This window comes from Nonomuraea sp. NPDC059007 (assembly GCF_042740555.1).
GTDB lineage: Bacteria > Actinomycetota > Actinomycetes > Streptosporangiales > Streptosporangiaceae > Nonomuraea.
In genome coordinates, this window is sequence record NZ_JBHYJD010000011.1 from 1 (window position 1) to 24901 (window position 24901).

Annotated in this window: 23 protein-coding genes; 13 read left to right on the plus strand and 10 right to left on the minus strand. The window is 69.2% G+C overall.

Annotated features, from left to right (window positions below):
* Window positions 1-61: 61 nt before the first annotated feature.
* Window positions 62-1471 (minus strand): NAD-dependent malic enzyme, encoded by a 1410-nt coding sequence (locus ACFWY5_RS19745; protein ID WP_379609143.1) that lies wholly within the window; start codon window positions 1469-1471, stop codon window positions 62-64.
* A 174-nt stretch (window positions 1472-1645) separates the two neighbouring features.
* On the opposite strand from ACFWY5_RS19745, the gene ACFWY5_RS19750 reads away from it, so the two are divergent.
* Window positions 1646-2788, plus strand: a complete 1143-nt coding sequence (locus tag ACFWY5_RS19750) for a phosphatidylinositol-specific phospholipase C1-like protein (protein WP_379633474.1) — start codon at window positions 1646-1648, stop codon at window positions 2786-2788.
* Here the strand turns inward: ACFWY5_RS19750 and ACFWY5_RS19755 are convergent.
* The 3 genes from ACFWY5_RS19755 to ACFWY5_RS19765 are packed head-to-tail and all read right to left on the minus strand — an operon-like array spanning window position 2763 to window position 4888.
* Window positions 2763-3392, minus strand: a complete 630-nt coding sequence (locus tag ACFWY5_RS19755) for an AAA family ATPase (protein ID WP_379609141.1) — start codon at window positions 3390-3392, stop codon at window positions 2763-2765. The two genes, ACFWY5_RS19750 and ACFWY5_RS19755, sit on opposite strands and share 26 nt — an antisense overlap.
* Window positions 3393-3408: 16 nt before the next feature.
* Window positions 3409-4353, minus strand: a complete 945-nt coding sequence (locus ACFWY5_RS19760; protein ID WP_379609140.1) for a co-chaperone YbbN — start codon at window positions 4351-4353, stop codon at window positions 3409-3411.
* Complete coding sequence (locus ACFWY5_RS19765) at window positions 4337-4888, minus strand: MarR family winged helix-turn-helix transcriptional regulator (RefSeq protein WP_379609139.1); 552 nt, start codon at window positions 4886-4888, stop codon at window positions 4337-4339. The genes ACFWY5_RS19760 and ACFWY5_RS19765 overlap by 17 nt, the downstream gene beginning before the upstream one ends.
* A gap of 222 nt (window positions 4889-5110) precedes the next feature.
* Between ACFWY5_RS19765 and ACFWY5_RS19770 the strand changes: the two genes are divergently transcribed.
* From ACFWY5_RS19770 to ACFWY5_RS19785, 4 genes are all read left to right on the plus strand, one after another.
* Window positions 5111-6421 (plus strand): hypothetical protein, encoded by a 1311-nt coding sequence (locus ACFWY5_RS19770; protein ID WP_379633476.1) that lies wholly within the window; start codon window positions 5111-5113, stop codon window positions 6419-6421.
* A 28-nt stretch (window positions 6422-6449) separates the two neighbouring features.
* Entirely contained in the window at window positions 6450-7100 is a 651-nt protein-coding gene (locus ACFWY5_RS19775; protein ID WP_379633478.1) for a DUF4230 domain-containing protein, read from the plus strand.
* Window positions 7101-7245: 145 nt separating this feature from the next.
* On the plus strand, window positions 7246-7389 hold the full coding sequence (locus ACFWY5_RS19780) for a hypothetical protein (protein WP_379609136.1): 144 nt from the start codon (window positions 7246-7248) through the stop codon (window positions 7387-7389).
* Between the two features lie 32 nt (window positions 7390-7421).
* Complete coding sequence (locus ACFWY5_RS19785) at window positions 7422-7559, plus strand: hypothetical protein (RefSeq protein ID WP_184965887.1); 138 nt, start codon at window positions 7422-7424, stop codon at window positions 7557-7559.
* Between the two features lie 161 nt (window positions 7560-7720).
* On the opposite strand, the gene ACFWY5_RS19790 is transcribed toward ACFWY5_RS19785, so the two are convergent.
* On the minus strand, window positions 7721-8902 hold the full coding sequence (locus ACFWY5_RS19790) for an acetyl-CoA C-acetyltransferase (protein ID WP_379633480.1): 1182 nt from the start codon (window positions 8900-8902) through the stop codon (window positions 7721-7723).
* Between the two features lie 84 nt (window positions 8903-8986).
* Here ACFWY5_RS19790 and mce point away from each other — a divergent pair, with 84 nt between their 5' ends.
* The 3 genes from mce to ACFWY5_RS19805 all read left to right on the plus strand — a co-directional run bounded on the left by mce (window position 8987) and on the right by ACFWY5_RS19805 (window position 12086).
* The gene (gene mce, locus ACFWY5_RS19795; RefSeq protein WP_379633482.1) at window positions 8987-9409 is read left to right on the plus strand and encodes a methylmalonyl-CoA epimerase; all 423 of its coding nucleotides are present in this window, start codon (window positions 8987-8989) and stop codon (window positions 9407-9409) included.
* A 192-nt stretch (window positions 9410-9601) separates the two neighbouring features.
* Window positions 9602-10897 (plus strand): DivIVA domain-containing protein, encoded by a 1296-nt coding sequence (locus ACFWY5_RS19800; protein WP_184965893.1) that lies wholly within the window; start codon window positions 9602-9604, stop codon window positions 10895-10897.
* Between the two features lie 106 nt (window positions 10898-11003).
* Window positions 11004-12086 carry an AI-2E family transporter gene (locus ACFWY5_RS19805; RefSeq protein ID WP_379633484.1) on the plus strand — a complete coding sequence of 361 codons (1083 nt, stop codon included), beginning with the start codon at window positions 11004-11006 and terminating at the stop codon, window positions 12084-12086.
* Here the strand turns inward: ACFWY5_RS19805 and ACFWY5_RS19810 are convergent.
* From ACFWY5_RS19810 to ACFWY5_RS19830, 5 genes are read right to left on the minus strand one after another with little or no spacing between them, the layout of a single operon-like run.
* Complete coding sequence (locus ACFWY5_RS19810) at window positions 12046-12840, minus strand: alpha/beta fold hydrolase (protein WP_379609132.1); 795 nt, start codon at window positions 12838-12840, stop codon at window positions 12046-12048. The genes ACFWY5_RS19805 and ACFWY5_RS19810 overlap by 41 nt on opposite strands.
* Window positions 12841-12863: 23 nt before the next feature.
* Window positions 12864-13622, minus strand: coding sequence for an SDR family NAD(P)-dependent oxidoreductase (locus ACFWY5_RS19815; protein WP_379633486.1), 759 nt, complete (start codon window positions 13620-13622; stop codon window positions 12864-12866).
* Window positions 13623-13665: 43 nt separating this feature from the next.
* Window positions 13666-14379, minus strand: coding sequence for an alpha/beta hydrolase (locus ACFWY5_RS19820; RefSeq protein WP_379609129.1), 714 nt, complete (start codon window positions 14377-14379; stop codon window positions 13666-13668).
* 26 nt (window positions 14380-14405) lie between these two features.
* Window positions 14406-14696: an ATP/GTP-binding protein gene (locus ACFWY5_RS19825; RefSeq protein WP_184965901.1), complete on the minus strand. Its 291-nt coding sequence runs from the start codon at window positions 14694-14696 to the stop codon at window positions 14406-14408.
* Window positions 14693-16141, minus strand: coding sequence for a 3-hydroxyacyl-CoA dehydrogenase family protein (locus ACFWY5_RS19830; protein ID WP_379609126.1), 1449 nt, complete (start codon window positions 16139-16141; stop codon window positions 14693-14695). The genes ACFWY5_RS19825 and ACFWY5_RS19830 overlap by 4 nt, the downstream gene beginning before the upstream one ends.
* 37 nt (window positions 16142-16178) lie before the next feature.
* Between ACFWY5_RS19830 and nucS the strand changes: the two genes are divergently transcribed.
* The 5 genes from nucS (at window position 16179) to ACFWY5_RS19855 (ending at window position 24863) form a co-directional block, all read left to right on the plus strand.
* On the plus strand, window positions 16179-16841 hold the full coding sequence (nucS, locus tag ACFWY5_RS19835) for an endonuclease NucS (RefSeq protein ID WP_379609125.1): 663 nt from the start codon (window positions 16179-16181) through the stop codon (window positions 16839-16841).
* A 957-nt stretch (window positions 16842-17798) separates the two neighbouring features.
* A complete protein-coding gene (locus ACFWY5_RS19840; protein ID WP_379633488.1) occupies window positions 17799-19454 on the plus strand; it encodes a hypothetical protein in 1656 nt (551 codons plus the stop codon).
* 7 nt (window positions 19455-19461) lie between these two features.
* Window positions 19462-22926 carry a hypothetical protein gene (locus ACFWY5_RS19845; RefSeq protein WP_379633490.1) on the plus strand — a complete coding sequence of 1155 codons (3465 nt, stop codon included), beginning with the start codon at window positions 19462-19464 and terminating at the stop codon, window positions 22924-22926.
* A 66-nt stretch (window positions 22927-22992) separates the two neighbouring features.
* On the plus strand, window positions 22993-24291 hold the full coding sequence (locus ACFWY5_RS19850; RefSeq protein WP_379633491.1) for a carotenoid oxygenase family protein: 1299 nt from the start codon (window positions 22993-22995) through the stop codon (window positions 24289-24291).
* A gap of 5 nt (window positions 24292-24296) precedes the next feature.
* Window positions 24297-24863 (plus strand): GNAT family N-acetyltransferase, encoded by a 567-nt coding sequence (locus ACFWY5_RS19855; RefSeq protein ID WP_379609121.1) that lies wholly within the window; start codon window positions 24297-24299, stop codon window positions 24861-24863.
* The last annotated feature ends 38 nt before the right edge of the window (window positions 24864-24901 follow it).

The following is a 24901-nucleotide window of genomic DNA, read 5'->3' on the forward strand; positions in this document are numbered from 1 at the left end:
ACCCCACCCCCCCCGGCCCCGCCCGGGATGGAGAGCTCCCGTGCGGGCCCCACCAGGTGAATCAGGCCTCGGTGAAGCCGCGGGCGCGGCCGCCGGCGGACTCGCGGACCGCCGCCGCGACGGCGGTGGCCACGTCGGGGTGGAACACGCTCGGGACGATGTAGTTGGGCCCCAGCTCCTCCGGCGTCACCACGGCGGCCAGCGCGCCCGCCGCGGCCAGCAGCATCTCCTGCGTCACCCCGCCCGCCTGCGCGTCGAGCAGGCCGCGGAAGACGCCGGGGAAGGCGAGCACGTTGTTGATCTGGTTGGGGTAGTCGGAACGGCCGGTGGCCACGACCGCCGCGTGCTCGCGGGCGTCGTCGGGCTGGACCTCGGGCTCCGGGTTGGCCAGCGCGAAGACCACCGCGTCGTCGGCCATGGTGGCGATGTCGTCGCCGTTGAGGATGCCGGGGGCCGAGACGCCCACGAAGACGTCCGCGCCCTTCACCGCGCCGCGCAGGTCGCCGGAGTAGCCCTCGGCGTTGGTGTGCTCGGCGATCCAGCGCAGCGACTCGTCGAGGTCCTCGCGTCCCTTGTGGACCGCGCCGAGGTAGTCGCAGACGATCACGTTGCGGGCGCCCGCGGCAAGCAGCAGCCGCAGTACGGCGTTGCCCGCCGCACCGGCCCCCGCCATGGTGATCCTGACCTGGCCGATCTCCTTGCGGACCACGCGCAGGGCGTTGGTGAGCGCGGCGAGCACGCAGATGGCGGTGCCGTGCTGGTCGTCGTGGAAGACGGGGATGTCGAGCAGCTCGCGCAGGCGGCGCTCGACCTCGAAGCAGCGGGGCGCGGAGATGTCCTCCAGGTTGATGCCGCCGAAGCCGGGGGCGATCACCTGCACGGTGCGGACGATCTCGTCGACGTCCTGCGTGTCCAGGCAGATGGGCCAGGCGTCGATGCCGGCGAAACGTTTGAACAGCGCCGCCTTGCCCTCCATGACCGGCAGCGCGGCCTCGGGGCCGATGTTGCCCAGGCCGAGCACGGCCGAGCCGTCGGTGACCACCGCGACGGTGTTGCGCTTGATGGTCAGGCGGCGCGCGTCCTCCTTGTTGCGCGCGATGGCCATCGAGACGCGGGCCACACCGGGGGTGTAGGCCATCGACAGCTCGTCGCGGTTGCGCAGCGGCACCTTCGACTTCATCTCGATCTTGCCGCCGAGGTGCATCAGGAAGGTCCGGTCGGAGACCTTGTGGATGACCACGTCCTCGATGGCCTCGAGCTGGTCGACGATGGCCTGCGCGTGGTCGGTGTCGCGCGCGGCGCAGGTCACGTCGATGCGGAGCTTGTCGTGGCCCGCGGTGTTGACGTCGAGGGCGGTGACCACGCCGCCGGCGGTCTCCACGGCGTGGGTGAGCGCGCTGACGGCCTTGCCGCCGGCGGGCACCTCCAGCCGCACGGTGATGGAGTAAGACACACTCGGAACGGTCGCCACGTCATCGCTCCTTCAGGGCCTGACCAAGAGTGCCTTCCATGGTGCCACTTCTCGCGAGTGGACGATCCCACAGCTGATGTTTCCGGATACTTCCCCAAGATCAGGAAATGTTGCTACGGAACGTTCATTCAGTCCCCCAAGGGTCGTCCCGTAACCCCTGCACGAGGAGCACCATTGCGCACCCCCGCACTGCTGGCCGCCACCGCGCTGGCCCTGCTGACCACAGCGGCGCCCGCGACGGCGGCCGGGAACGAACTTCGCGTCAACCACGTCCAGACCATGGCGACGCACAACAGCTACCACCTGGAGCTGACCGACGAGGAGAAGGACGTCCAGCGCAGGACCGACCGCAACTGGTGGAATCTGCAGTACTCGCACACCGCCATCCCCAACCAGTTCGCCTCCCAGCATGTACGCGGCATCGAGCTGGACGTCTTCCCCGACCCCAAGGGCGGCCTCTACACCAGCCCGTTGGTGCGCCGCGACGCGGGCCTGCCCCCGCTGACCGACCCCGACCTGGCCAAGCCCGGCTTCAAGGTCCTGCACTGGGGCGACCACGACTACGCCTCCAACTGCTCGTCGCTGGTCAAGTGCCTGCGCCAGGTCAAGCAGTGGTCCGACGCCAACCCCGGCCACGTGCCGATCACCATCCTGACCGAGCTCAAGCGCACCGACCCCGCCAAGGAGGCGATGGGCGGCGCCAAGAGCCCGCCGTGGGACACGGCCCTGCTGGACGCCCTGGACGCGGAGATCCGCTCGGTCTTCCCCGGCGAGCGGCTCATCACGCCCGACAGCGTCCGCAGGGCCGGCCGCACGCTTGAGGAGTCCGTCCTGAAGTACGGCTGGCCGCGCCTCGACCGCTCCCGCGGCAAGGTCATGTTCTTCATGGACAACCAGGACCCCGCCCTGCAGGCCCACTACCTGTCAGGACGGCCGAGCCTGGAGGGCAGGGTGCTGTTCACCAACTCCCGCCCCGGCCGCCCCGACGCCGCCTTCATCGGCTGGAACGACCCGCTCGGCGCCAATGTCGCCCAGATCCAGGAGTTCGTGAAGAAGGGCTACTACGTGCGTACCCGCTCGGACGTGCCCTTCACCGAGGCCCGCTCCGGCGACACCACGCGGCTGCGGTCGGCCCTGGAGAGCGGCGCCCAGATGGTCAGCACCGACTTCCCCGTCATCGGCCTGTCGGCGCGCAACGGCTCCGAATACGTGGGCGAGCTGCCCGGCGGCGCCACGGCCCGGTGCAACCCGGTCAGCGCCCCGAGGGGCTGCCGCGACCACCGGCTGGACGTCAGTCCAGGGCTTCGGCAGCAGTGACGATCAGCTCCACGCAGACCGGCACCGGGATCAGCGTGCTGTCCACGGCCAGCTGGTACTGGCAGGGCTCGGCCGGATCCACCCGGTAGAAGTGCCGCACGTACGCGGTGCGGGCCCGGTCGTTGTCCTCGATCGTGTGACGCGCCTCCTTCTCGGAGACCTCCGAGAGGGTGGCCGTCTGCGCGATCCGGCGTTTCAGCGGGGCGTCCAGCCGTACGTGCAGGGCTCCGGGGTGGTCGGCAAGCACCACGGCTCCGGCCCGGCCCAGGAAGACGCCGCCCGTCTCCCGGGCCGTCTCCTTCATCGTGCGCTCGGTCCTGCGTACGAACTCCTCCGGAGCCAGGGGCAGGACGCCGGGCACGTACATGTCCACGCCGCCGAACGTGACCGTCGGCAGCCGCATCGCGCCGGACAGCAGCCGGCCGAGGCCGTGCTCCGCCCGGTCGTCGTGAGCCAGCGCCTCCTCCAGCGAGCAGCCCAGTTCCTGGGCCACGGCGCTGGGGATCGCGCGGTCGACGAAGGGCACACCAAGCCGTTCGGCCACGGCCGGACCGATCAGGTGCCCGGCCGTGCCGTACGTCGCCGAAATCGTGACGACCCGCATATCTCCAGGTTAGACGTCAGAAGAGGGCATTAGCCAGGGCCCTGCGCGCCTTGGCGAGCGACGGGTCCTCGGCCGGCAGCGCGTCGAACAGGCCGAGCAGGTGCCTGCGCGCCTTCTCCCGCTCGTCGCCCGAGGTGCGCTTGACCACGGCCACCAGCCGGGCGAACGCCTCGTCCACCGATCCGGCCAGCATCTCCAGGTCGGCCGAGAGCAACTGGGCGTCGATGTCGGCCGGGTCCTGGGCGCGGCGGCGTACCTCGTCGGGGTCGGCCGTCATCGTGCGCTTGATCAGCCCCACCCCGGCCAGGCCCATCCTGGCGTCCTCGTCACCCGGCACGCGGGCCAGCAACCGCTGGTAGGCCGCCTCGGCCTCGTCGAGGTCGCCCTTGTCGATCGCCTGCTCGGCGGCCAGCAGGTCGGGGTCGGCCGGCGGCTCGGCCTGGGCCTGCGGCTCCTGCGCCTCGTCCTCCTGAAGCTGCGGGCGGGCGTCGGGGTTGGCCTCGTAGAACTGCTCGACCGCGCCCATCAGCTCATCCAGCCAGCGCTGGATCTCCGCCTCGGGCAGCACCTGCTGGAATCCGGTCACCGCCTGGCCCTGGAAGATCGCCAGCACCGTCGGCACCGCCTGCACGCGCAGCGCCTGCGCGATCTGCGGGCTGGCGTCCACGTTCACCTTCGCCAGTACGGCCCGGCCGCCCATCCCGGCGACCACCTTTTCCAGCGCGGGGCTGAGCTGGGCGCTGCCCGGCGCCCGGGGCGACCACAGGTCGAGAATGACCGGCACCGTCATCGAACGGTCGATGACCTCGCTCGTGAACGTCGCCTCGGTGACGTCGGCCACCGACGCCGACGCGGCCTGGGGACCCGCGGCCTCCCGCCTGGCCTGCGCCTCCAGTGCCTGCTTACGCGCGCCCAAGTCCACCGCTCCGTAGAGCGACCCGGGCCTAGAGAAGTCCGCCATGCTCCTCATCTTGCCGCATGGAGGACGTGCGGAAGTCACCAGCCGCCACCCTGAGAGTGCGCAGCTGGTCGAACATCTGCTTCAGCCCGGCCTCGCCGTACATCTCCATGCCGAACTCCGCGGCCATGAGGTCGGCGGTGGCGTGGCGCACGGCCTCGCGGCCCGCGTCGGTGATCTCGGCGAGCACCCCGCGGCCGTCGCGCGGGTTGGGCAGGCGGGTGACCAGGCCCGACCGCTCCAGCCTGTCGACCGTGTTGGTGACGCTCGTGGGATGGACCATGAGGCGTTCGCCGATCTTCGACAGCGGGAGCGAGCCGGTTCTGCTGAAGGTCAACAAGACCAATGCCTCGTACCTCGCGAAGGTCAAGTCGTAAGGCTTAAGGAGCGAGTCAAGTTGCGACAGCAGGATCTGATGCGCTCTCATGATCGAAGTAACGGCGGCCATGGCGGAAGAGGGCCCGAAGTGAACACGCCAGGTCTCGGCGGCGCGTTCGATGGGATCGAACGGCAGGTTGAGCGGCTTCGGCTGTGGCACAGCGCTACGTTAGCGCTGGTTCGTCTGATTACGTAGCGGAGCCGGACGCACAAGCTTGACCAAGAACGCCGCCTTCAATCATCACGCTCAGTTATGGTTCTCGCACGGAAGGTGACGCGGAGCGCAAAGTCCGGAAGAAGCCGTGGGGACGGCCCGGACACCTCAGCTTCGCGGCGCCAAGGGCACGGGGGGTGCTTTTGATGTACGTCAACGGGGTTTTCTGTGCGTGAGCACGCGGGTGTCACTCGCGAGGAGCTGAAGCACAGCGCGGCGGTCACCGTCGCGGTCCTGCTCGCTCTGGGCCTGATGGCGGCATGGAGCGTGCTCATCCCCGGCGTCGACGCCTGGGAGAACATCGTCGCCGCCGTCATCGGCTCGCTCCGGCTGACCGGCCCGGTGGCGGCGGCCTTCGCCGCGTGGGTGGCGCTGCGCAAGCGGCGCGCGCTGCGGGGACGTTCTCTGTCGACCTGGCGCGCGCTCAAAGCGCCGCTGGCCATCCTGGTGGTCGTGACGGGCTCGTTCGCCGCGACCGTCCTCGTGCTCGCGATCAAGACGGTGCTGACCGAGCAGGCGGGCCGGCTGAGCCTGTCCGGGCTCGGCATGGGCATGGCGGGGCTGGCGCTCTACTCCGTCGTCGGGTGGGTCGCCGGGTGGCTGCTGCCCTACCCCTTCATGCCGCCGGTGGCCGGGATCGCCTGCTACGGGCTGTTCACCTGGCTGGCCGAGGGGCGTCCGTGGGCCGATCGGCTGGCGCCGGGCACGGGCGAACCGTACGACCTGTTCCAGGGGCTCAGCGGGGCGGCCTTCCTCGACCAGACGTTGTGGCTGATCGGGATCACCGCCGCGCTGCTGCTCGGCTGGGCGGCCGTGGTGACGCGGCGGGCGCTCGTGCTGGCCTGCGCGCTGCTGGCCGTGATGGCCGCGGGGACGGGGGTCGCGCGGCTGCTGACCGACCCCAAGCCCGCCGCGGCGCAGGCGATCGCCTACAGCTGCCAGGACTGGCCGATCACCGTCTGTGTCCACCCGGGCATGCGCGGCGGGCTGACTGAGCTCGGCGCCACCTTCACCAAGATCGCCTCCCGTCTGTCCGGTACGCCCGCCGCCTTCACCCGGGTGGAGCAGCGCCCGCTCGGTCAGCCGCTGAAGTCCGCCTCGGGGCTGGCCGCCATCCACGTGCCCGATCTGTCGGCCGGGTTCGCCGACGAGGCCGCCTATGCCTACATCGAGTCGCTGGCGGCCAGGTGCACCGACTCCCCCTCCGACGGCTACCGCGACATCGTCATGGCGTGGCTGCGTGGCGAGCCGCTGCCGGGCGGGCCGCTGCCCGAGCACCAGTACGCCGCGGCCTGGTTCTCCGGGCTGAGCGAGCCGCAGCGCCGCGAGTGGCTGCGCATGTTCTACAACGAGTTCCAGTCGTGCCGGCTGTCGGGGACCCACTTCGGCGGCGGGCCCATGGCCAGTGCCGTACCGGCCTCGCCAACGCCGATTTATCCGGTGTATCCGACAGGAATGTCACCCCAGAGCTGGCAATGATGATCGTCATGCGGGTAGTACTGCCCGCATGACGACATCTCCCCTGACGCGACGTCGCAGGTGGCGAAATATCGCCGGGCTCCTCGTACTCGCCGCGCTGCTCATCGTCGGCGGGCGCCTGGCCTGGGCCTGGTGGAATCCCCTCGGCGAGCAGACCGTCGACCGCAGCCAGCCGGTGCTCCTGCAGTCGATCCACGACCTGAGCCGCTTCGAGGCGGCGACCGGCACCTTCCAGGTGGTCGTCGACCTGGAGAAGGACGCCAACTTCCTGCCCGACGCCATCAAGGGCAGCCGCACCCTTTTCGTCGGCTCCGGCGGCGTCGACGCCTACGTCGACTTCACCGGCCTCGCCAAGGACGCCGTCACCGTCTCCGAGGACCGCACCCAGGTCACCCTGCGCCTGCCCCGGGCCCAGCTGGAGAAGCCCAACATCGACAACAACCGCTCCTACGTCTTCGCCCAGCAGCGCGGCCTGCTCGACCGGGTCGAGGACTTCCTGTCGGCCAGCCCCACCGACCAGCGCGAGCTGTACGTCCTGGCCGAGAAGAAGATCGCCGAGGCGGCCACCGCCAGTGACCTGCGCGCCCGCGCCGACGCCAACACCAAGGTCATGCTCCAGGGACTGCTGAAGTCACTGGGCTTCTCCAAGGTCACCGTCAAGTTCTCGGATGAGCCCTAGGGAGGCCTAGGACCCCGTCTAGGTATTCCCGGACCTGCCTAAGGCACACAGATAAGGCATCCGCCCGATGTGGCGGGGTGGGCCTTAGGAGGAGTGTTAAGAGTGCAAGGAAACAACAGCACCAAGACACCGGGAGTCACCCGAAATGAACGCCGAGCTTGAGTACGCGCTCATGAAGAACCACGCCGAGGAGCTGCGCCGCGTAGCCGCCGAGCACCGCAGGGCCGTGGAGGCGAGCAAGGGCCGCAAGAGCCGCCGCTCCGTCTTCGCGAAGTTCCTTTCCCACTAAGACCTTCCCCCTTACGACTCCAGGAGGTTCCGATGAACGCAGAACTCGAGTACACCGTGATGAAGAACCACGCCGAGGAGCTTCGCAAGGCCGCCGCCGAGCACCGGCGGGCCCGCGAGGCGCGTAAGACCGGGCGTCGCTCGGTGTTCGCCAAGTTCCTGTCCTCATGACCACCGCACGATGGCCCGGCCGCCACCTCCCTCGCGGCCGGGCCAAACTGCCTCCCTAGCCGCACGCACCGGCCCGGCCGCATGGCGAGATTTCCCGCCACGCGGCCTTCTTGTTCTCGTGCCCCTTTACGGCTTTCAGCCTCTAAAGGGCTTCCGTGCGGTCAGGGGACGCGGATGATCAGCGCGTCGCCCTGGCCGCCGCCGCCGCACAGCCCGGCCGCGCCCAGCCCGCCACCGCGCCGCTTGAGCTCGTGGGCCAGCGCCAGCACGATGCGCGCGCCCGAGGCCCCGATCGGGTGGCCGACCGCGATGCCGCCGCCGTTGACGTTCACCTTGTCCATCGGGATGCCGAGCTCCTTCACCGACTGCAGCACCACGCTGGCGAACGCCTCGTTGATCTCCACCAGGTCCAGGTCGCCGGCGCTCAGCCCCTGCTTCGACAGCGCGTGCTTGATGGCGTTGGCCGGCTGCGACTGCAGCGAGGCGTCCGGGCCCGCCACGTTGCCGTGCCTGCCGATCTCGGCCAGCCAGGGCAGGCCCAGCTCCTCGGCCTTGGCCTTCGACATCACCACGACCGCGCAGGCGCCGTCGGAGATCTGCGAGGCCGAGCCCGCGGTGATCGTGCCGTCGGCGGCGAAGGCCGGCCTCAGCTTGGCCAGCGCCTCCGGCGTCGTGTCGCCGCGTACGCCCTCGTCGTCCTTGACCACGATCGGCTCACCGCGCCGCTGGGGGATCTCCACCGGGACGATCTCGTCGTCGAACAGGCCGTTCTTGATGCCGGCCGCGGCGAGCTGGTGGGACCTGGCCGAGAAGGCGTCCTGCTCCTCGCGGCCGATGCCGAGGCGGGCGTTGTACCGCTCGGTCGACTCGCCCATGGCCACCTGGTCGAAGGCGCAGAACAGGCCGTCGTGGGCCATCGAGTCGACGATGCCGGCGGGGCCGTACTTGACGCCCTTGCGCAGGCCGGGCAGCAGGTGCGGCGCGTTGGACATCGACTCCATGCCGCCCGCCACCACGATGTCGAACTCGCCGGCCCTGATGAGCTGGTCGGCCAGGGCGATGGCGTCCAGGCCCGACAGGCACACCTTGTTGACGGTCAGCGAGGGCACGGTCATGGGGATGCCCGCCTTGACCGCCGCCTGTCGCGACGGAATCTGGCCGGCGCCCGCTTGGAGCACCTGGCCCATGATCACATACTGGACCTGGTCGGGGCTGACCCCGGAACGCTCCAGGGCAGCCTTGATAACGACGCCGCCAAGCTCAACGGCGGACAATCCGGACAACGAGCCGAGCAGCCTGCCGATCGGCGTGCGCGCTCCGGCGACGATGACGGAACCAGACATGTCAGGGGCCTCCTGTGCACACGAGGGGTCGTTTGACACCATACCCACGGGTACCTGGATGACCGCCATGGAGGTAGGCCACACATGTTCATGCGTATCGACCACATCGGGATCGCCTGCAACGACCTGGAGGAGAAGATCGCGCTCTTCTCCGGCCTGTTCGAGCTGACCGTCGTCGCCAGGGAGGTCAACGAGGAGCAGGGCGTCAAGGAGGCGATGCTGCACATCGCGGACGGCGAGGGCGGCGGCTCCTACATCCAGCTCCTGGAGCCTCTCAACGCGGACTCCCCCGTGGGCAAATTCCTGGCCAGGCGCGGCGAGGGCGTCCACCACGTCGCTTTCGGCGTGCCCGACGTGGCAGGGGCGATGGAACAGATCGAGGCCAAGGGCGTCAGGCTGCTCGACGAACATCCCCGTCACGGCTCGATGGGATCTTCGATCGCGTTTCTGCACCCCAAGGACGTGGGAGGAATGCTGACGGAGCTTGTCCAAGCGGCCAGGCCCTAGGAAATGCAAAAAACGTTCATATGTAACTAGTCACGCAGATAGTTGGACGGGGCCTCCAAGGCGGCACCAGCGGAGTACGCTGGCTTTCCACCGGACATGGAGCCTGCCGTGAGGCACAGGCTCCTGGCTCGGATGCCCCGAACCCCCCGTCCGGCCGATGTAGCCGTCTCGACAACCCAGGATCGAGCCTCCATGCAGTCCGACATCGACGCCCAGCTCAACAATTTCTTCGAGGACGCCCCAGCTCGCGAATTCGACGTGGTGCTGCGTGGCTATGACCGCCACCAGGTCCACGACCACCTGAAGCAACTCGACGGCGAGTTGCGTCAGTCTCGCGAACAGCTCGCCAACATTCAGCGCGACCTCTCCGACTCCCAGCGCCAGCTGCAGGAGCAGGAGCGCCCCACCTATTCCGGTCTCGGCGCCCGCATCGAGCAGTTGCTGCGCCTGGCCGAGGAGCAGGCCACCGAGCTCGTGCAGGCCGCGCGCTCCGAGGCCAACGAGGTCAAGGCCGCGGCCAAGGTGGAGGCAGCGGACGTACGCGCCGCCGCCGAGGCCGAAGCCGCCGAGAAGCGCGCCCAGGCCACGCGCGAGACCGACGACATGCGCACCAGCGCAGAGCGGGACGCCGAGGAGATCCGCGGCACCGCACGCCGCGAGTCCGACGAACTGACCGCCACGACCGAGCGTGAGGCCGCCAAGCTGCGCGCCACCGCCGACCACGAGGTGGCGGAGAAGCGCGCCGACGCCGAGCGCGAGATCGCCAAGCTCCGCACGACCACCGAGCGCGAGGTGGCCCAGCTCCGCGCATCGACCAAGCGCGAGCGTGACGAGGTCCTGACGACGGCCAAGCGACAGGCCGACGAGATGCGCGCCCAGGCTCAGCGGGTGCTGGAGGAGTCCGAGGCCAAGCGGGCCCAGGACGAGGCGGAGTTCGAGATCCAGCTCGCCTCCCGCCGCGAGGAGGCCGAGCGCCAGGAGGCCGAGCGCCACTCCACCGCCCAGGCCAACACGCAGAAGCTGGTCGCCGAGGCCGAGCAGCGCGCGGCCACGGCGGAGTCGCGCGCGACCAAGGCGACCCAGCAGGCCGAGCAGACCCGCCGCGAGGCTGACATCCACGCCAAGCAGCTGGTCGCCAACGCCCGCAAGAGCTCCGAGCAGATCGTCTCCGACAGCAAGTCCAGCGCCGAGACGATCGTCTCGGAGGCCAAGTCGGAGGCCGAGCGCATCCGCTCCTCGATGCAGCGCCAGGTCGACGAGCTGACGCGCCAGCGCGACAGCATCACCAGCCACCTCGCCCAGCTGCGCCAGCTGCTCGGCGGCGCGGCACTGCCCGGCATGGAGCCGGAGCCCGCGGTGGCCGCGGCACCGGCCAAGCCGGCGATCGCAGCGTCCGCCAACGACAAGCCGGCGCCCACGCCGGCCGCTGCCGCACCCGCCAAGACGGAGGCCAAGGCGGACGACGACAGCGAGTGGTGGCAGGAGTAAGGCCCGCCCTCGGGGGTTTGACTGACGGCTGAAAGGGGCCTGGCGACCACATGGTCGCTAGGCTCTCTTTTTGTTGCCTCCGCCCCATTTGTCCCAGGAGCCCCCATTGTCAGCTGAGGTCGAGACTCCGGCCGAAGAGAACACCCAGTACGGCATGCCGGGCAAACCGCTGGCCCGCGGGCCGTTCCTGTTCGGACTGATCGGCGGGCTCGGCGTGCTGACCGCCATCGCGATCGGCCAGATGGTCGTGCGCTCGCTGAGCGTGATCATCCTCATCACGGTCGCGATGTTCCTGGCCGTGGGCCTCAACCCGGCCGTCGAGGCCCTCCAGCGGCGCCGCCTGTCCAGGCGGACGGCGATCGGGATCGTCTTCGCCGGCGTCATCGTGGCGTTCGCGTTGTTCGGCGTGGCCATCGTGCCGCCGGTCAGCCAGCAGCTGGCCGACTTCGTCAGCGCGGTGCCCGGCTACTTCACCGAGCTCGGCAACAACCCCACGCTGCGCGCGCTGGAACAGGACTATCAAATCCTGTCGCAGCTGCGCTCATTCTTCACCGGCTCCATGGCGACCACGCTGGCCAGCGGCATCATGGGCGCGGGGCTCGTGGTGGTGGACGGCCTGTTCACCACGGTGACGCTGCTGGTGCTGATGCTCTACTTCCTCGGCTCCCTGCACACGATCAAGGTCTACCTGCTCACGCTCGTGCCGGCCACGCGCCGCGAGCGTACCGGAGCGATCACCGAGGAGATCCTGAGCGGCATCGGCGGCTACGTCGCCGGCAACGTGCTCATCTCGGTCATCGCGGGTGTGCTGAGCTGGATCTTCCTGACCATCGCGAACGTGCCGTACGCCCTGGCGCTCGCTCTCATCGTCGCGCTCACCGACCTCATCCCCCTCGTCGGCGCGACGATCGGCGCGGTGCTCGTGACCGGCGTGGCCCTGCTCGGCTCGGTACCCGCCGGCATCGCCTGCGCCATCTTCTTCGTGATCTACCAGCAGGTCGAGAACTACGTCATCTACCCCCGCGTCATGAAGCGCTCGGTCGACGTGACGCCCGCGGTCACGGTGATCGCCGCGTTGTTCGGCGGCGCGCTGCTCGGGATCGTCGGCGCGCTGCTGGCCATCCCGGTCGCCGCCGCCATCTCGCTGATCATCCGGGAGATCGTCCTGCCCCACCAGGCCCGGAACTGACGAAGTCGGCCACCGCGGCGTTGAACGCCTCGGGCTGCTCGACCGCGCTCAGGTGCCCGGCCTTCTTGATGATCTCCAACCGCCCATCCGGTACGGCCCGCGTCATCGCCTCCGCGTCGGCCACCGGCGAGAGCTCGTCCTCCTCGCCCACGATCGCCAGCAGCGGCACCTTCAGCCCGCTCAGCGTGTCGAAGGAGTCCGGCCGAGCGGCCATCGCCCGCTGCGCCCAGGCCACCGCGGCGGGCGGCGCGGCCTGCACCAGCCCGCGTACGCGCCCGAACACCATGGCCCGCCGCTCGCGCGTGGTCCGCCCGATGAGCGCGGGCAGCACCTCCTCGACCAGCACGCCGGGGCCCTCGTCGAGCACCCGCAGGGCGATGCGCTCGCGGTTGTCGCGGGCCGGCTCGGGGTCGGGCGAGGCCTTGGTGTCGGCCAGGATGACGCCGAGCAGCCGGTCGGGGTGGCGCCGGCAGAAGGCCATGGTGACGTAGCCGCCCATGGACAGGCCGCCGACGACGGCGCGTTCGATGCCTTCCGCGTCGAGCATCGCGGCGACGTCGTCGGCCATGGCGTCGACCGACGGCTCGTCGTCACCGAGCCGCGATCCGCCGAACCCCCGCAGATCTGGCGTGATCACCCTGCACGAGGCGGCCAGCCCTTCGCGTTGGGCCAGCCACATCGCCGAGGAGAGGGGGAAGGCGTGGAGCAGGACGACCGGGACACCGTTCCCGGCTGATCTCGTGTAGAGCTGCACGGACTCACGGTAGTCCGCTTCGTTCAGGTTGTCGTCAGACCGCCGTCGATGAACAGGACTTGGCCTGTCATATAGGCAGACGCCGGACTGGCCAGAAATACGGCGGGGTGTGCCATCTCCTCGGCGGTGCCCCAGCGGGCCATCGGAACCGAGGCGATGGTCGAACGGCTCGCCGCCTCGTCCTGCCAGAGGTTGCGGTTGAGGTCGGTGGCCGTCCAGCCGGGGCACAGCGCGTTGACCCGGACGCCCGCGCGGGCCCACTCGATGGCCAGAGACTTGGTGAGGGCGACCAGCCCGGCCTTGGCGGCGGCGTAGGGCGCCAGGAAGGGCGCGCCCCTGGCGGCCGCTGAGCCGACGTTGATGACCGAACCGGAGCCACGCTCCAGCAGGTGCGGCGCGATCGTGTGGCAGACGGAGACGGCCGAGTCGAGGTTGAGCCGCATGAGCTTGTCCCAGCCGGACAGGCGCAGGTCCTTGAACTCCACCAGGAAGTTGGAGCCTCCGGCGTTGTTGACCACGATGTCCACGTGCCCGAGCGCCTCGATCGAGGTGCGCACGGCAGCGGCGGCGGCCTCCCTGTCGGCCAGGTCAGCGGGGACGACGAACGCGCTCCTGCCGAGCTCGGAGATCTCCTTGGCCACCTCGCCCAGCGACTCGGCCGAACGGGAGACCAGCGCCACGTCCGCGCCCGCCCGCGCGTAGGCGAGCGCGATGGCTCTGCCGATGCCCCGGGATGCTCCGGTGACCAGTGCCTTCTTGCCGGTCAGATCGAACGCGTCCACGCCCGCCTCCTCGCTCCACAGAACATCGTTCTACAGGGCGAGCTTAGCCTTCCGGCACCTCGGTGGGCAGCGGGTGGCGTTCCGGATTCACCCGCTTGACGATCTCGTTCAGGGCGATGCGCACGTACGGCTCGCCCACCCACAGATGCTTGGCCCCCTCGACCGCCACCACCTCGGCCTGGGGCACCCGGGCGAAGCGCCTGCGCGCCTCCTCCGGCCGCAGGTAGTCGTCGAACTCCGGCACCAGCACGGTCATCGGCCGCCCGAACTCCGCCCACGCGTCGAGGTCGGTGTCCACGGCCCTGTGCAGCGGCGGCGACATGAGGATCGCGCCCTCCACCAGCGGGTCGCGCGCCCACTTCAGCGCCAGCTCGGTGCCGAACGACCAGCCGACCACCCACACGCGCGGCAGATCGTGGTACTCGGCGTACTCCAGCGCCGCCGCCACGTCGTAGCGCTCGCCCTCGCCGCCGTCGAAGGCGCCCTCGGAGGTGCCGCGCTCGGAGGAGGTGCCGCGGGTGTTGAAGCGCAGCACCGCCAGATCCGCCAGCGCGGGCAGGCGGTTGGCCGCCTTCTTGTAGACGTGGCTGTCCATGAAGCCGCCGTGAGTGGGCAGCGGGTGCAGGGTGACGAGCGTCGCGACCGGGTCGCGGCCCTCGGGCTGGGCCAGCTCGCCGACCAGGGTCAGTCCGTCACCGGTGTGCAACTCGATCGGCTCACGCCGGGCGGGCAGCACGCTCGCCGCGCGGATCTCCACATCGTTCCTTTCACTAATCGTTCCTTTCAGTAACGGCTACGGCCGGGACCGCGGTCCAGTCTCTTGCGCCAGCAGGCCGTGTGCCAGTGCCGCCGCTCCTCGTCGCCGCCGGTCCAGTTGGGCCAGCTCACCAGATGCGGCTGGCCCGCCTTGATCTCCTGGTCGCAACCCGGACAGCGGTAGTCCTTGGCGGCTCCGGCGCCGCTGAGCATGCGTACCTTCCACTCCCCGTCCGGCCACTCCTCCACCCGGTCGGTGGTCGAGGGGAAGGCGTTGGGGCGGGTCGACTCCTTGCGGCGGGCGCGGCGGGGGCTCATGCGCGCGGGAACGTCTGCAGGCCCGCGGTGACGAGCTGGTCGAGCAGGGGCGCGGGCGCGTAGGACGGCTCGCGGTACTCGGCGTAGAGGGCGCGCAGGCCGTCGCGCACCTCCCGCGGCCCGATGCTCTCGATCATCTCGAACGGCCCCGCCGGATAACCGCAGCCCAGCCGCATGGCGTTGTCGATGTCCGCGATCGAGGCGTAGCCGGACTCGTGCATCCTGACCGCGTCGTTGAGATAGGGGAAGAGCAGGGCCTCGACCACGAAGCCCGCCCGGTCCCGGCAGGGCACCGGGGCCAGGCCGAGCACGGTCATCAGGCCGACGGCAGCGGTGGTCGCCGACGGGGCGGTGAGCACGGTCGAGACGACTTCCGCGACGCTCTGGCCCACGAGGTGGATGCCCACCACGCGGGACGGGTCGGCATGCCGTACGGCGTGCTCGATCACGGGACGCTCACCGAGCCGCAGCACGACGTCGGGCGTGTCGGACTCACCGAAGCCCGCGGCGGCCAGCCGCGCGGCGAGCTCCTCCGCGCCCTCGCCGCGGACCAGGACCCGGGTCGCGGACGCCTTGTCCGGCTCGCCGGGAGCGGGCTCCTCGCCGTGGAATCCGCGCCCGCTCTTGCGGCCGAGCAGCCCGGCGGTGACCAGTTCGCGCAGGACGGGGGCGGGCGCGTGGCGCGGGGAGCGCGTCTCGTCGAAGAGCACCCCCATGACCTCGTAGGAGGTGTCGAGCCCGATGAGGTCGAGCAGCGCGAACGGGCCCATCGGCAGCCCGACGCCCTTCCTCATCGCCGTGTCGATGTCGTCGCGCGCCGCGACGCCGCGCTCCAGCAGCACCGCGGCCTGGTTGAGGTACGGCAGGAGCAGCCTGTTGACCACGAACCCGGCCCGGTCGCCCACCACCACCGGCGTCTTGCCGAGCGCCCGGGACAGGTCCGCGATCCGCTCCGGCAGCCCGTCGTCCGTCATGACCGTGCCGACCACCTCGACCAGCTTCATGACCGGCGCCGGGTTGAAGAAGTGCATGCCGATCACCTTGCCGGGCCGACCGGTGGCGGCGGCGACGGCGGTCACCGACAGCGACGAGGTGTTGGTGGCCAGCACCGTTTCCGGCTTGCAGATCCGGTCGAGGTCGGCGAACAACGCGATCTTGTACTCGAGGATCTCGGGAATCGCCTCCACCACCAGATCGGCGTCGGCGAGATCCTCGCGCGCGGTGGTGAGCGTGATCCGCCCCAGAATCGCCGCACGCTCCTCGGCGCTCAGCCGCCCCTTGTCCAGGGCCCGGCCGGTGGACCTCTCCAGGTGCCCGCGACCCCGCGCGAGCGCCTCGGGATCGGCCTCGACGCCGATCACCCGTATCCCCGCACGCGCGAACACCTCGGCGATCCCCGCACCCATCGTGCCGAGACCGACCACTCCCACCTTTTCAAACGCCATGCCCCCCAGTTTTCCAGAGCCGGTAGGGTGGGCCGTCATGCGGCTGGTCATCGCGCGATGCAGCGTGGATTACATAGGACGGCTCACGGCGCACCTGCCGATGGCGCCGAGGCTGATCATGATCAAGGCGGACAACAGCGTGAGCATCCACGCCGACGACCGCGCCTTCAAGCCGCTCAACTGGATGAACCCGCCCTGCAAGCTCAAGGAGGACGGCGACACCTGGACCGTCACCCACGGCAAGACGGGCGAGAAGCTGGTCCTGACGATGGAGGAGATCCTCCACGACTTCTCCCACGAACTGGGCGTGGACCCCGGCCTGATCAAGGACGGGGTGGAGGCGCACCTGCAGGAACTCCTGGCCGAGCACATCACGACGCTGGGCGACGGGTACTCGCTGATCCGCCGGGAGTACATGACGGCGATCGGGCCGGTGGACATCCTGTGCCGGGACTCCGCGGGCGCGACGGTCGCGGTGGAGATCAAGCGGCGCGGCGAGATCGACGGGGTGGAACAACTGACCCGCTACCTCGAACTCCTGAACCGCGACCCGCTGCTGTCGCCGGTGCGCGGGGTGTTCGCGGCCCAGGAGATCAAACCCCAGGCCCGGGTGCTGGCGACGGACCGCGGAATCAACTGCGTCACCCTGGACTACGACGCGCTGCGCGGCATCGAACCCGAAAACCCCACCCTCTTCTAGCCCGATCCTCGCAGGGCGCTGCGCGCTGACGGTCCTCGCGAGAGGGCGCTACGCGCCAGGGCTCTCGGGCTCCCCTTAGCGGGGGGCCAAGCCCCCCACGACCCCCTGCCGGGGGCCGCCCCCGGACCCCCACGGTCCTCGCAAGGGGGCGCTGCGCGCTACAGACGCTCGGGCTCCCCTCAGTGGGGGGCCAAGCCCCCCACGACCCCCTGCCGGGGGCCCGCCCCCGGACCCCGAGCGTTGCCCGGGCACGGTCAGCGAAAGACCTTCGGCCGAAGCCCTGGCGTTGACCAAGGCCAGCACCCGATCGGGATGGGCACGGCCGGTCAGGCCTGTGCGACTCCGCCAAGCCGTGCACACCCACCCCGGAACCCAGAACCAATCGAGTAGACCTGCTGGTTCTGCGCTGATCAAACACACCCTGGAGCACCGGCGAGCCGCCGCCGGGCTTCGGCGAGCGGGCAGACCCCGGCAGTGCCTGGTTGACACCGATCGCGACCACCAGGGCGGCGAGATCTACCCACTGCCAAGCTCCCGGCTCCCCCGCGCCATTGTCAAACGCGCAGCGATCTCGCAGATGTTGTCGGATGCGAAGAACAACCCGGCGCCGAAATCCCCGATCTTCACGCCCCCGGTCTCGGAACCCGGTCCATGCGAACGCCATCAACCCGGATCGGTTCTTTTGCCAACTTTCCCAGTGGCCGAGAAACGGCGTGTCGCCGTTTAATCGACGGCCGACGCGGATAGATGGGCGCAGAACTTTCCAAGAGACGAAGGCGCGGCACGTGTACTGATCTGAGCAGAGGGTATTCGACCTACTACGCGGATGCCAACAGAATCAGCGCGTGGAGAAGGCGGACAACGCCCCGCGCACGAAGAATCCGCCCCATCGGGTTGTGGCTTCGGAATGGTACGCCTTTTGGCGGCGCCTCTTTTTCAGATACAAGGAAACGTTTCATGAGCGCTCAGGATTCCAATCTCTCGTCGACCGGATTCGACTATGTCGTCGCGGTCACCCAGGACAGCGTCAACAGCACCCTGGCGGAATATCTCTACGGCGGTCTGCCGGAAGCCATCCTGTGCTACGTATACGACGGCGACCAGCCGGTCCCGATCGACTTCGCCACCTTCGTGGCCAATGCCGGAAACACGGACCCTTTCACCGTGCCCGACGGCACACCGTCATCAGACGCGAGAGTGCAGAATCTCAACAACGCCTATTTCGCGTTCGCCGTCAAGGCGAGGCTGGGCCTTCCGCCCGGCGTCGATCCCTCGTCGCTGCCGCCGATCATCGCGCTGAAGCCGGGGCAGTCGAATGTGACGTACACGCTGATGTTCTCCGAGTTCGTCGCGACGGAGCTCCTCTTCGGTCCGCGCGGTTCGATGACCTGGGTCAACCAGGCGCAGCCGTCCGGCACGAGCTGGACCTTCTCCGGCGCCGTCGACCTGGACTTTCAGGACGCCTCCTTCGAGAGCCTTCCCACGGACGTGCAGAACCGGCTCAAGGGCGTCGGCGACCCCGACATGTTCGGCGTCCAGCAGCTCTACTACGACCTGAACAGCTCCGACCTGGAGCAGGGCTTCCAGTTCAACGACGAACCGTCGAACAGCGTGCTCAACGCGTTCATGACGAGCGACTTCGTCGACACCTACTGGAAGGCGCTCGGTGGCGGCGAGGTGCTCGGCTACGCCGCGAAGCAGGTGACGGACACGTCGCCGTCCTCGATCGCGGTGACGGACGTGAACTTCTTCACGCCGGACGCCGTCGGCTCGGACGGCGCGCCGCTCACGCTGAACTACCTGTGCGCCGCCAACTACGACCAGCTTCCTGACACCACGCACGCCGGGTTCGGCTGGAACTGGATCGAGCCGGGCGAGGCGTCCCAGTACGACGGCGTGGCGGCCCTGAACAGGAACACGTTCGCCAACTATCTCCTCAACTTCTACAACGGCGACCAGACGCTGTCCGAATACATCTCGTGCAACTGCCTGACCGGGGACGTGGACCTTGTATGCGATTCTCCAGACGTCACCTACAATTTCAATCTCTTCTACAGCAACCCGACGATATCCATTCCCGCGTCCGGGTCGACCATCGTCTCCGTCGCGTTCAAGAGCACCGCGGGTGACGAGTGCGGAGGTCCTGTTCTCGGCGGGAAGATGGAACTCGACAGCACCTACGACTTCTCCGTGACCGTCCAGGGCAACACAATGATCATCGCCCAGCATCTCGTCATCTACACCTACATAAGATGCGCGGGGAGCGGGGCCGGCGGCAATATCGTCGACAAAGCCATCACGGACGTCTACTCGATAGGAGTGGACGACACCGGCCGCATCGTGGTCTCTCCGCCGGATTCGAACGTGGTCGACAACTCGCAGACGCCCGGGCAGAACGGCTTCCTGAACTTCTTCACCGGGGTCAATCAACTCATCGCCTACGTGAAGCAGTACACGCAAGGTTGCTATGCGACCGCCATGACGGACATTCCAGCCTCGTTCGTGGAGAATTTCGTCTTCCCCGGTGGATCGACATTCTCATTCAGCGACGCCGCGTTCTCCGACAACCAGGACCTCGTCTCGCACATCACCTACGCCGACCCCACTCGGTGAGAACACCATGAAGATCTCTTTCGACTCCGAGCTGATGGAGAACCACAAGGCCGCCGTGGTCATGGCCCCCGACCAGGCCTTCGAGGTGCTCCAGTCGCAGGACGGCGACGCGCTCTTCTTCTCGATCGGAACCGACGACGTCTGCTACCTCACCCGCGAGGTGACCGAGACCCCGACCGGCTGGAACAGGATCGACCTCAGCAGCGCCCTGTCGGCCCGGAACGGCGGCGCCCCGGTGATGGCCAAGGCGTTCGCCGTCACCCAGAACGCCCAGACCCTCGCCGTCGACCTCGCGCTCGCGGTGACCGTCGACGGCGCCGACGTCCTGTACCTCTCGCTCGGCAACGCGAACACCGACGCGGCCTGGGCGGACGGTGTCACCTGGACGGCCGTCCCGTTCGACGCGGGCACCGCGCCGGACCCGCTCACCATCGCCGACGTCTGCGTCATGAACGGCCCCGGCACTGCCGAGAACATCTTCGTCGACGTCATACGCGTGCCGGGCGACTCCCTGGAACTACTCGACCGCTACTACATCACGCCCGGCGGGTCGCCCCGGTGGAACCCGCACAAGCTCGCCGCCGACTTCGCCGCGAACAGCATCGTGAACTGCCTCGGGCAGCGCGAGAACGACCCGATTCCCGGCATCTACACCTTCGGCACGATCGGGAGTGAGCCCCAACTGCTCTTCACACCGCAGTACAACTACTTCGTCGCCAAGAACGCACCCAACCGGGACGCGCCCGACCCCGCCCGGCTGACGCCGCCGGCGGGGACCAGCACGATCGCGGCGGCGCTCAACGGCTCCGGCGTGACCAACCTGTTCGTGTCCGCAGGGGACGGCCTGTACGTGTTCACGCCGGACAACCAGCACGACCAGGCGGTGCCGGTCCAGATCGTGGCCGGCGGTCTCCTGGCCGGCGCCGCCACCCTCGCCGCGGCGAGCGACGCCGACGGCACCGCGGTCTGGGGTCTCGGCCCGCAGGGCACCCTGTGCTACGTGCGCTGCGCCGCGGGTGGCGAGGCGGACCCGGCCGCGTGGTCGGCGCCGGTGCCGCTGCTGCCTTCGGCCGCGCGGTTCGCGTTCTTCCTGAACCTCGGCGCCGGCACCAACGTCCTGTTCGCCGACCTGGACGGTCAGGACCTCGTCCAGCTCACCCAGGATCCCGTCACCACCGACTGGCTCCAGCGCTCGATCCTGCTGCCGGCCACCGATCCGGACGACGTGATCACGTACAACACCTTCACCACTCACCTCGCCGTCACCGACGACAACGGCCTCGCGGCACCGAGCACCAATGTGGCGGTGACCGCGACCAGCCCGGTGAGCGTCTACCTGGACGACGTCTACCACCTGCTGTCACCGACGGTGCCGGTGAACACGACCACCGACGCGACCGGGGTGCTGACCGTCGTCCAGGAGACCCAGTCCCTGGCCGCCGTCTGCTTCCGTGTCGTCCTGACCGACACGCCGGGCGTCGTGGCCGACGTCAATCCCATGGCCAACGCGATCGCGACGCTGAACGCCGTACAGACCGGTGACGACCTGCGGGCCGTCGTGGTCACGAACGCGGACGGCTCGCGGGCGCCGCTCGTGCCCTCCGGCGTGGCCACGGCCGACAGCGACAGCGCCGCCCAGGCGCTCGCGCAGTTCATGAACATCAACTCCGGACTGCCGCAGGACGGCTCCCGGCAGGGTTCCGGCGACTGCGCCACCCGCGAACCCAGGGCCGCCGTGCCGCGGGTGTGGGGCGTCTCGTTCGCCGGCGGCGGGCTCACCTACCACGAAGGGCCCGAAGCCCTCGCGCACCTGGCGGGCGGGGGGTCGGCCATCTCGGTGGCGATGGGTGACTTCTTCTCCTGGCTCAAGGACTGCTTCGACGACGTCGTGAGCTTCGTCGTGCAGGAGGCCGAGGGCGTCTACCACTTCCTCGCGACGATCGCGGGCGAGGTCTACGACGTGTTGCTCGACTGCGTCGACGCGGTGGTGCACGCGGTGGAGTTCGTCCTCAACAAGATCAAGGTGTTCTTCGAGGACCTGATCAAGTGGCTGGGCTTCCTGTTCGTCTGGTCGGACATCGTGCGCACGCACAACGTGCTGAAGAACATCTTCACCCAGTACGTGGCGAAGAGCATCGACGGGCTCGGCGACGCGAGAACCCGGTTGCAGCAGGCGTTCACCGATGCGCAGGGGTACGTCGACTCGTGGGCCGATCTCCCCGGCAACATTCCACCGAGCCTGAGCGGCACCACCCGCGGCGGTGTCGTGGCGTCCGGCCAGCCGGTGCCCGGCCAGAACAGCCCGCAGAGCAACTGGGGGCTGCACCAGCTGAAGAGCAACGCGTCCAACGGCACCACGACCGCCCAGCCGAACCAGGGGGTCACGGGCGACGTGGCGGCCACGCTCCAGCCGCTGGTGGACGCCCTGAGCCGGGAGGAGGAGATCTTCCAGCAGGCACTCGCCAGCTTCAAGAGCAACATCATCGACAAGATCGACCAGATCTCGTTCGACCAGATCGTCACGGAAGTGATCGCGATCATCACCGACGCGTTCCTGGAGAGCGTCGAGAACGTCCTGCTCGCGGCGGTCGACGTGCTGGCCGAACTCGTCGACGGCGCCATGGACGTTCTGACCGCGACCATCGAGATCCCCGTCCTGTCGTGGCTCTACCGGAAGGTCTCCGGCAACGACCTGAGCCTGCTGGACGCGGCCTGCCTGGTGGCCGCCATCCCGGTCACGATCGGCTACAAGCTCATCGCCGACGAGGCGCCGTTCCCTGACGACGCCACCACGACCGCGCTGATCGACGCGCCGGATTTCGCGGCCATTCAGCGGATCTGCAACCCCAAGGACACCAGCCTGGGGGCCGTCCCGACCTCGACCAACAACATCCTGGCGCTCACCGGCGGCGTCTGCGCCATGGCCGGAGCGGTGGCGGTGAGCGTGCTGCAGCCGCTGGCCACGAAGGCCCGGCAGTTCAAGGTGGTCACGCAGGCCTTCCCGGTCCTCAACAGCCTGGCGTGCGTGTCGTACTGGGTGTACGTGGCCCCCGACGTCATGGGCCAGATCCAGGACCTGAAGGACCAGAAGTGGTGGGCCGTCACCAACCAGGCCCTCACCGATCTCATGATCGTGAAATCGCTCGTGGACCTGGGCGTCGGGCTGACCGCGCGGGACTCGGGCGCGAGCAAGGTCTGGGGCCCGGCGTCTCCCTGGGTGGACTTCGGCGCGAACATCCTGTGGGAGGTGCCGACCATCGCCGCGACCGTCGATGAGGAGAACCAGAACACGATCGGCGTTCTCAACGGCTGGGCCGGGACCTGTTTCGACGGCAGCGGCGTCCTGTCGCCGTTGCTGGCCGACGATGAGGAGCCCGTCACCTGGGGCATCGCGGTCGGCGCCGCGACCCTGTTCAACCTCGCCTACGGCTCGATGTCCTGCGCGGCCGGATCTCTGACGGCCCAATCCTGATATTCCATCATTGACAGGTCATACATGAAGCTTCTATGTTCGACCTATCAAGATTGGAGTATCGGCATGGAAAAGGCCTACCTGACCGGCTATCTGGCTCCCGTTCCCGATGAGATCGACGCCTACGACCTTCCGGTGGAGGGCGCGTTGCCACCCGAGCTCACCGGGCGCTACTTCCGCAACGGCCCCAACCCGCGGCCCGGCGAGGACCCCGGTCACTGGTTCGCCGGGCACGGGATGATCCACGGCATCCGCCTGCGCGACGGCCGGGCCGAGTGGTACCGGAATCGGTGGGTGCGGACCACGACGTTCACCGACGGGACCGATCTGGTCAGCGACAAGGGTGTCGATCTGACCGCCACCCAGGCCAACACCCACGTGATCGGGCACGACGGCCGCATCTTCGCGCTGATCGAGGTCGGCCTGCCGTACGAGATGACGCCCGAGCTCGACACGGTCGGGCCGGTCGACTTCCAGGGGAAGCTGGCGACGGCGATGACCGCGCACCCCAAGCAGGACCCGATCACCGGCGAGCTGCACTTCTTCGGTTACGGGTTCTTCCCGCCCTTCCTGACCTACCACCGGCTGTCGGCGGGGGGTGAGCTGGTGGAGACGAAGGAGATCGAGGTTCCGGGCTCGACGATGATGCACGACTTCGCGATCACCGAGAACTACCTGGTCTGGCTGGACCTTCCGGTCACCTTCAATCTGGACCGCGGCATGGGCATGCCCTACGCCTTCGACGAGGGGTACGGCGCGCGGATCGGGCTGACGCCGCGGGCGGGCGGGCTGACGCGGTGGTTCGACGTGGACCTGTGCTACGCGTTCCATGTCGGCAACGCCTGGGAGGACTCCGAGGGCCGCGTGGTGCTCACCGCCGCCCGCTACACCGCCGACGTCTTCGTCAAGCTGTGGGAGCACATCGCCGGCCAGGCCGACGCCGCCCGCCACGCCGCGGGCACGATCAGCGCGTCCCTGTACAGCTGGACGCTCGACCCGGCCACGGGCAAGGTGTCGGAGGAACCGCTGGACGACCGCAACGTCGAGTTCCCCACGCTGAACGAGGACCGGCTCGGGCTCGGCAGCCGCTACCTCTACACGGTCGGCGACGACCAGATCATCAAGTACGACCACCAGAGCGGCGGCGCCTCCGCCCTGGCGACGGGCGGCGCCACCGGGGAGGCCGTGTTTGTGCCGGCCGAGGACGCGCGGGCCGAGGACGAGGGCTGGCTGCTGTCGATCGTCACCTCGGGCGAGGCCTCGCGCCTGCTCGTGGCCGACGCGCGCGATCTTTCGGAGGTAGCGTCGGTACGGCTGCCGCGACGGGTCCCCGCCGGCTTCCACGGATCCTGGCTGGAGGACTGAGCTTCATGGAGATCGTGACCGCGGACAAGACGAGCGGCATGGAGGAGATCGGCGAGATGCTCGGACGGGCGTTCGCCGACGACCCGGTGATGGAGTGGATGATGCCGCGGGCCGCGGACCGGCCCGGGATGTTCGTGGCGACCGCCCGCTACATGCACGACGTGGTGGAGGTGGCCCGCGACGGGAGCGGCGCGGTGACCGGGGCGGCGATCTGGGACCCGCCCGGCTTCACGCCCGACCTGGAGGCGGGCGGGCCCGTGCTGCTGGAGGTGATGGGCGACCGGGTGGTGTACGGCATGCGACTGGAGGAGGCGTTCGCCGAGCACCGCCCGAAGGAGCCGCACTGGTATCTCGCCCAGATCGGTACCGACCCGGCGGTCCAGGGCACCGGCGTGGGCGGGGCGCTGCTGCGTTCCGGGCTGGCCCGGTGCGCGGGACTGCCGGTCTACCTGGAGAGCAGCAAGGAGGCGAACATCCCGATCTACGAGCGGTTCGGCTTCTCGGTGACCGGGGAGATCAAGCTGCCCGACGGCCCGGTGGTGTGGGGGATGCTGCGCCCGGCCGTCCTCTGAACGGAGGACAACGGGGTCGATCACCCGAAGGTGTCGCG

Coding starts and splice junctions, on each gene's coding strand:
- ACFWY5_RS19755 (WP_379609141.1), bottom strand. CDS start 3,392: ATGCGGGTCGTCACGATTTCGGCGACGTACGGCACGGCCGGGCACCTG.
- ACFWY5_RS19760 (WP_379609140.1), bottom strand. CDS start 4,353: ATGGCGGACTTCTCTAGGCCCGGGTCGCTCTACGGAGCGGTGGACTTG.
- ACFWY5_RS19775 (WP_379633478.1), top strand. CDS start 6,450: ATGACGACATCTCCCCTGACGCGACGTCGCAGGTGGCGAAATATCGCC.
- ACFWY5_RS19780 (WP_379609136.1), top strand. CDS start 7,246: ATGAACGCCGAGCTTGAGTACGCGCTCATGAAGAACCACGCCGAGGAG.
- ACFWY5_RS19785 (WP_184965887.1), top strand. CDS start 7,422: ATGAACGCAGAACTCGAGTACACCGTGATGAAGAACCACGCCGAGGAG.
- ACFWY5_RS19790 (WP_379633480.1), bottom strand. CDS start 8,902: ATGTCTGGTTCCGTCATCGTCGCCGGAGCGCGCACGCCGATCGGCAGG.
- mce (WP_379633482.1), top strand. CDS start 8,987: ATGTTCATGCGTATCGACCACATCGGGATCGCCTGCAACGACCTGGAG.
- ACFWY5_RS19800 (WP_184965893.1), top strand. CDS start 9,602: ATGCAGTCCGACATCGACGCCCAGCTCAACAATTTCTTCGAGGACGCC.
- ACFWY5_RS19825 (WP_184965901.1), bottom strand. CDS start 14,696: ATGAGCCCCCGCCGCGCCCGCCGCAAGGAGTCGACCCGCCCCAACGCC.
- ACFWY5_RS19830 (WP_379609126.1), bottom strand. CDS start 16,141: ATGGCGTTTGAAAAGGTGGGAGTGGTCGGTCTCGGCACGATGGGTGCG.
- nucS (WP_379609125.1), top strand. CDS start 16,179: ATGCGGCTGGTCATCGCGCGATGCAGCGTGGATTACATAGGACGGCTC.
- ACFWY5_RS19840 (WP_379633488.1), top strand. CDS start 17,799: ATGAGCGCTCAGGATTCCAATCTCTCGTCGACCGGATTCGACTATGTC.
- ACFWY5_RS19845 (WP_379633490.1), top strand. CDS start 19,462: ATGAAGATCTCTTTCGACTCCGAGCTGATGGAGAACCACAAGGCCGCC.
- ACFWY5_RS19850 (WP_379633491.1), top strand. CDS start 22,993: ATGGAAAAGGCCTACCTGACCGGCTATCTGGCTCCCGTTCCCGATGAG.
- ACFWY5_RS19855 (WP_379609121.1), top strand. CDS start 24,297: ATGGAGATCGTGACCGCGGACAAGACGAGCGGCATGGAGGAGATCGGC.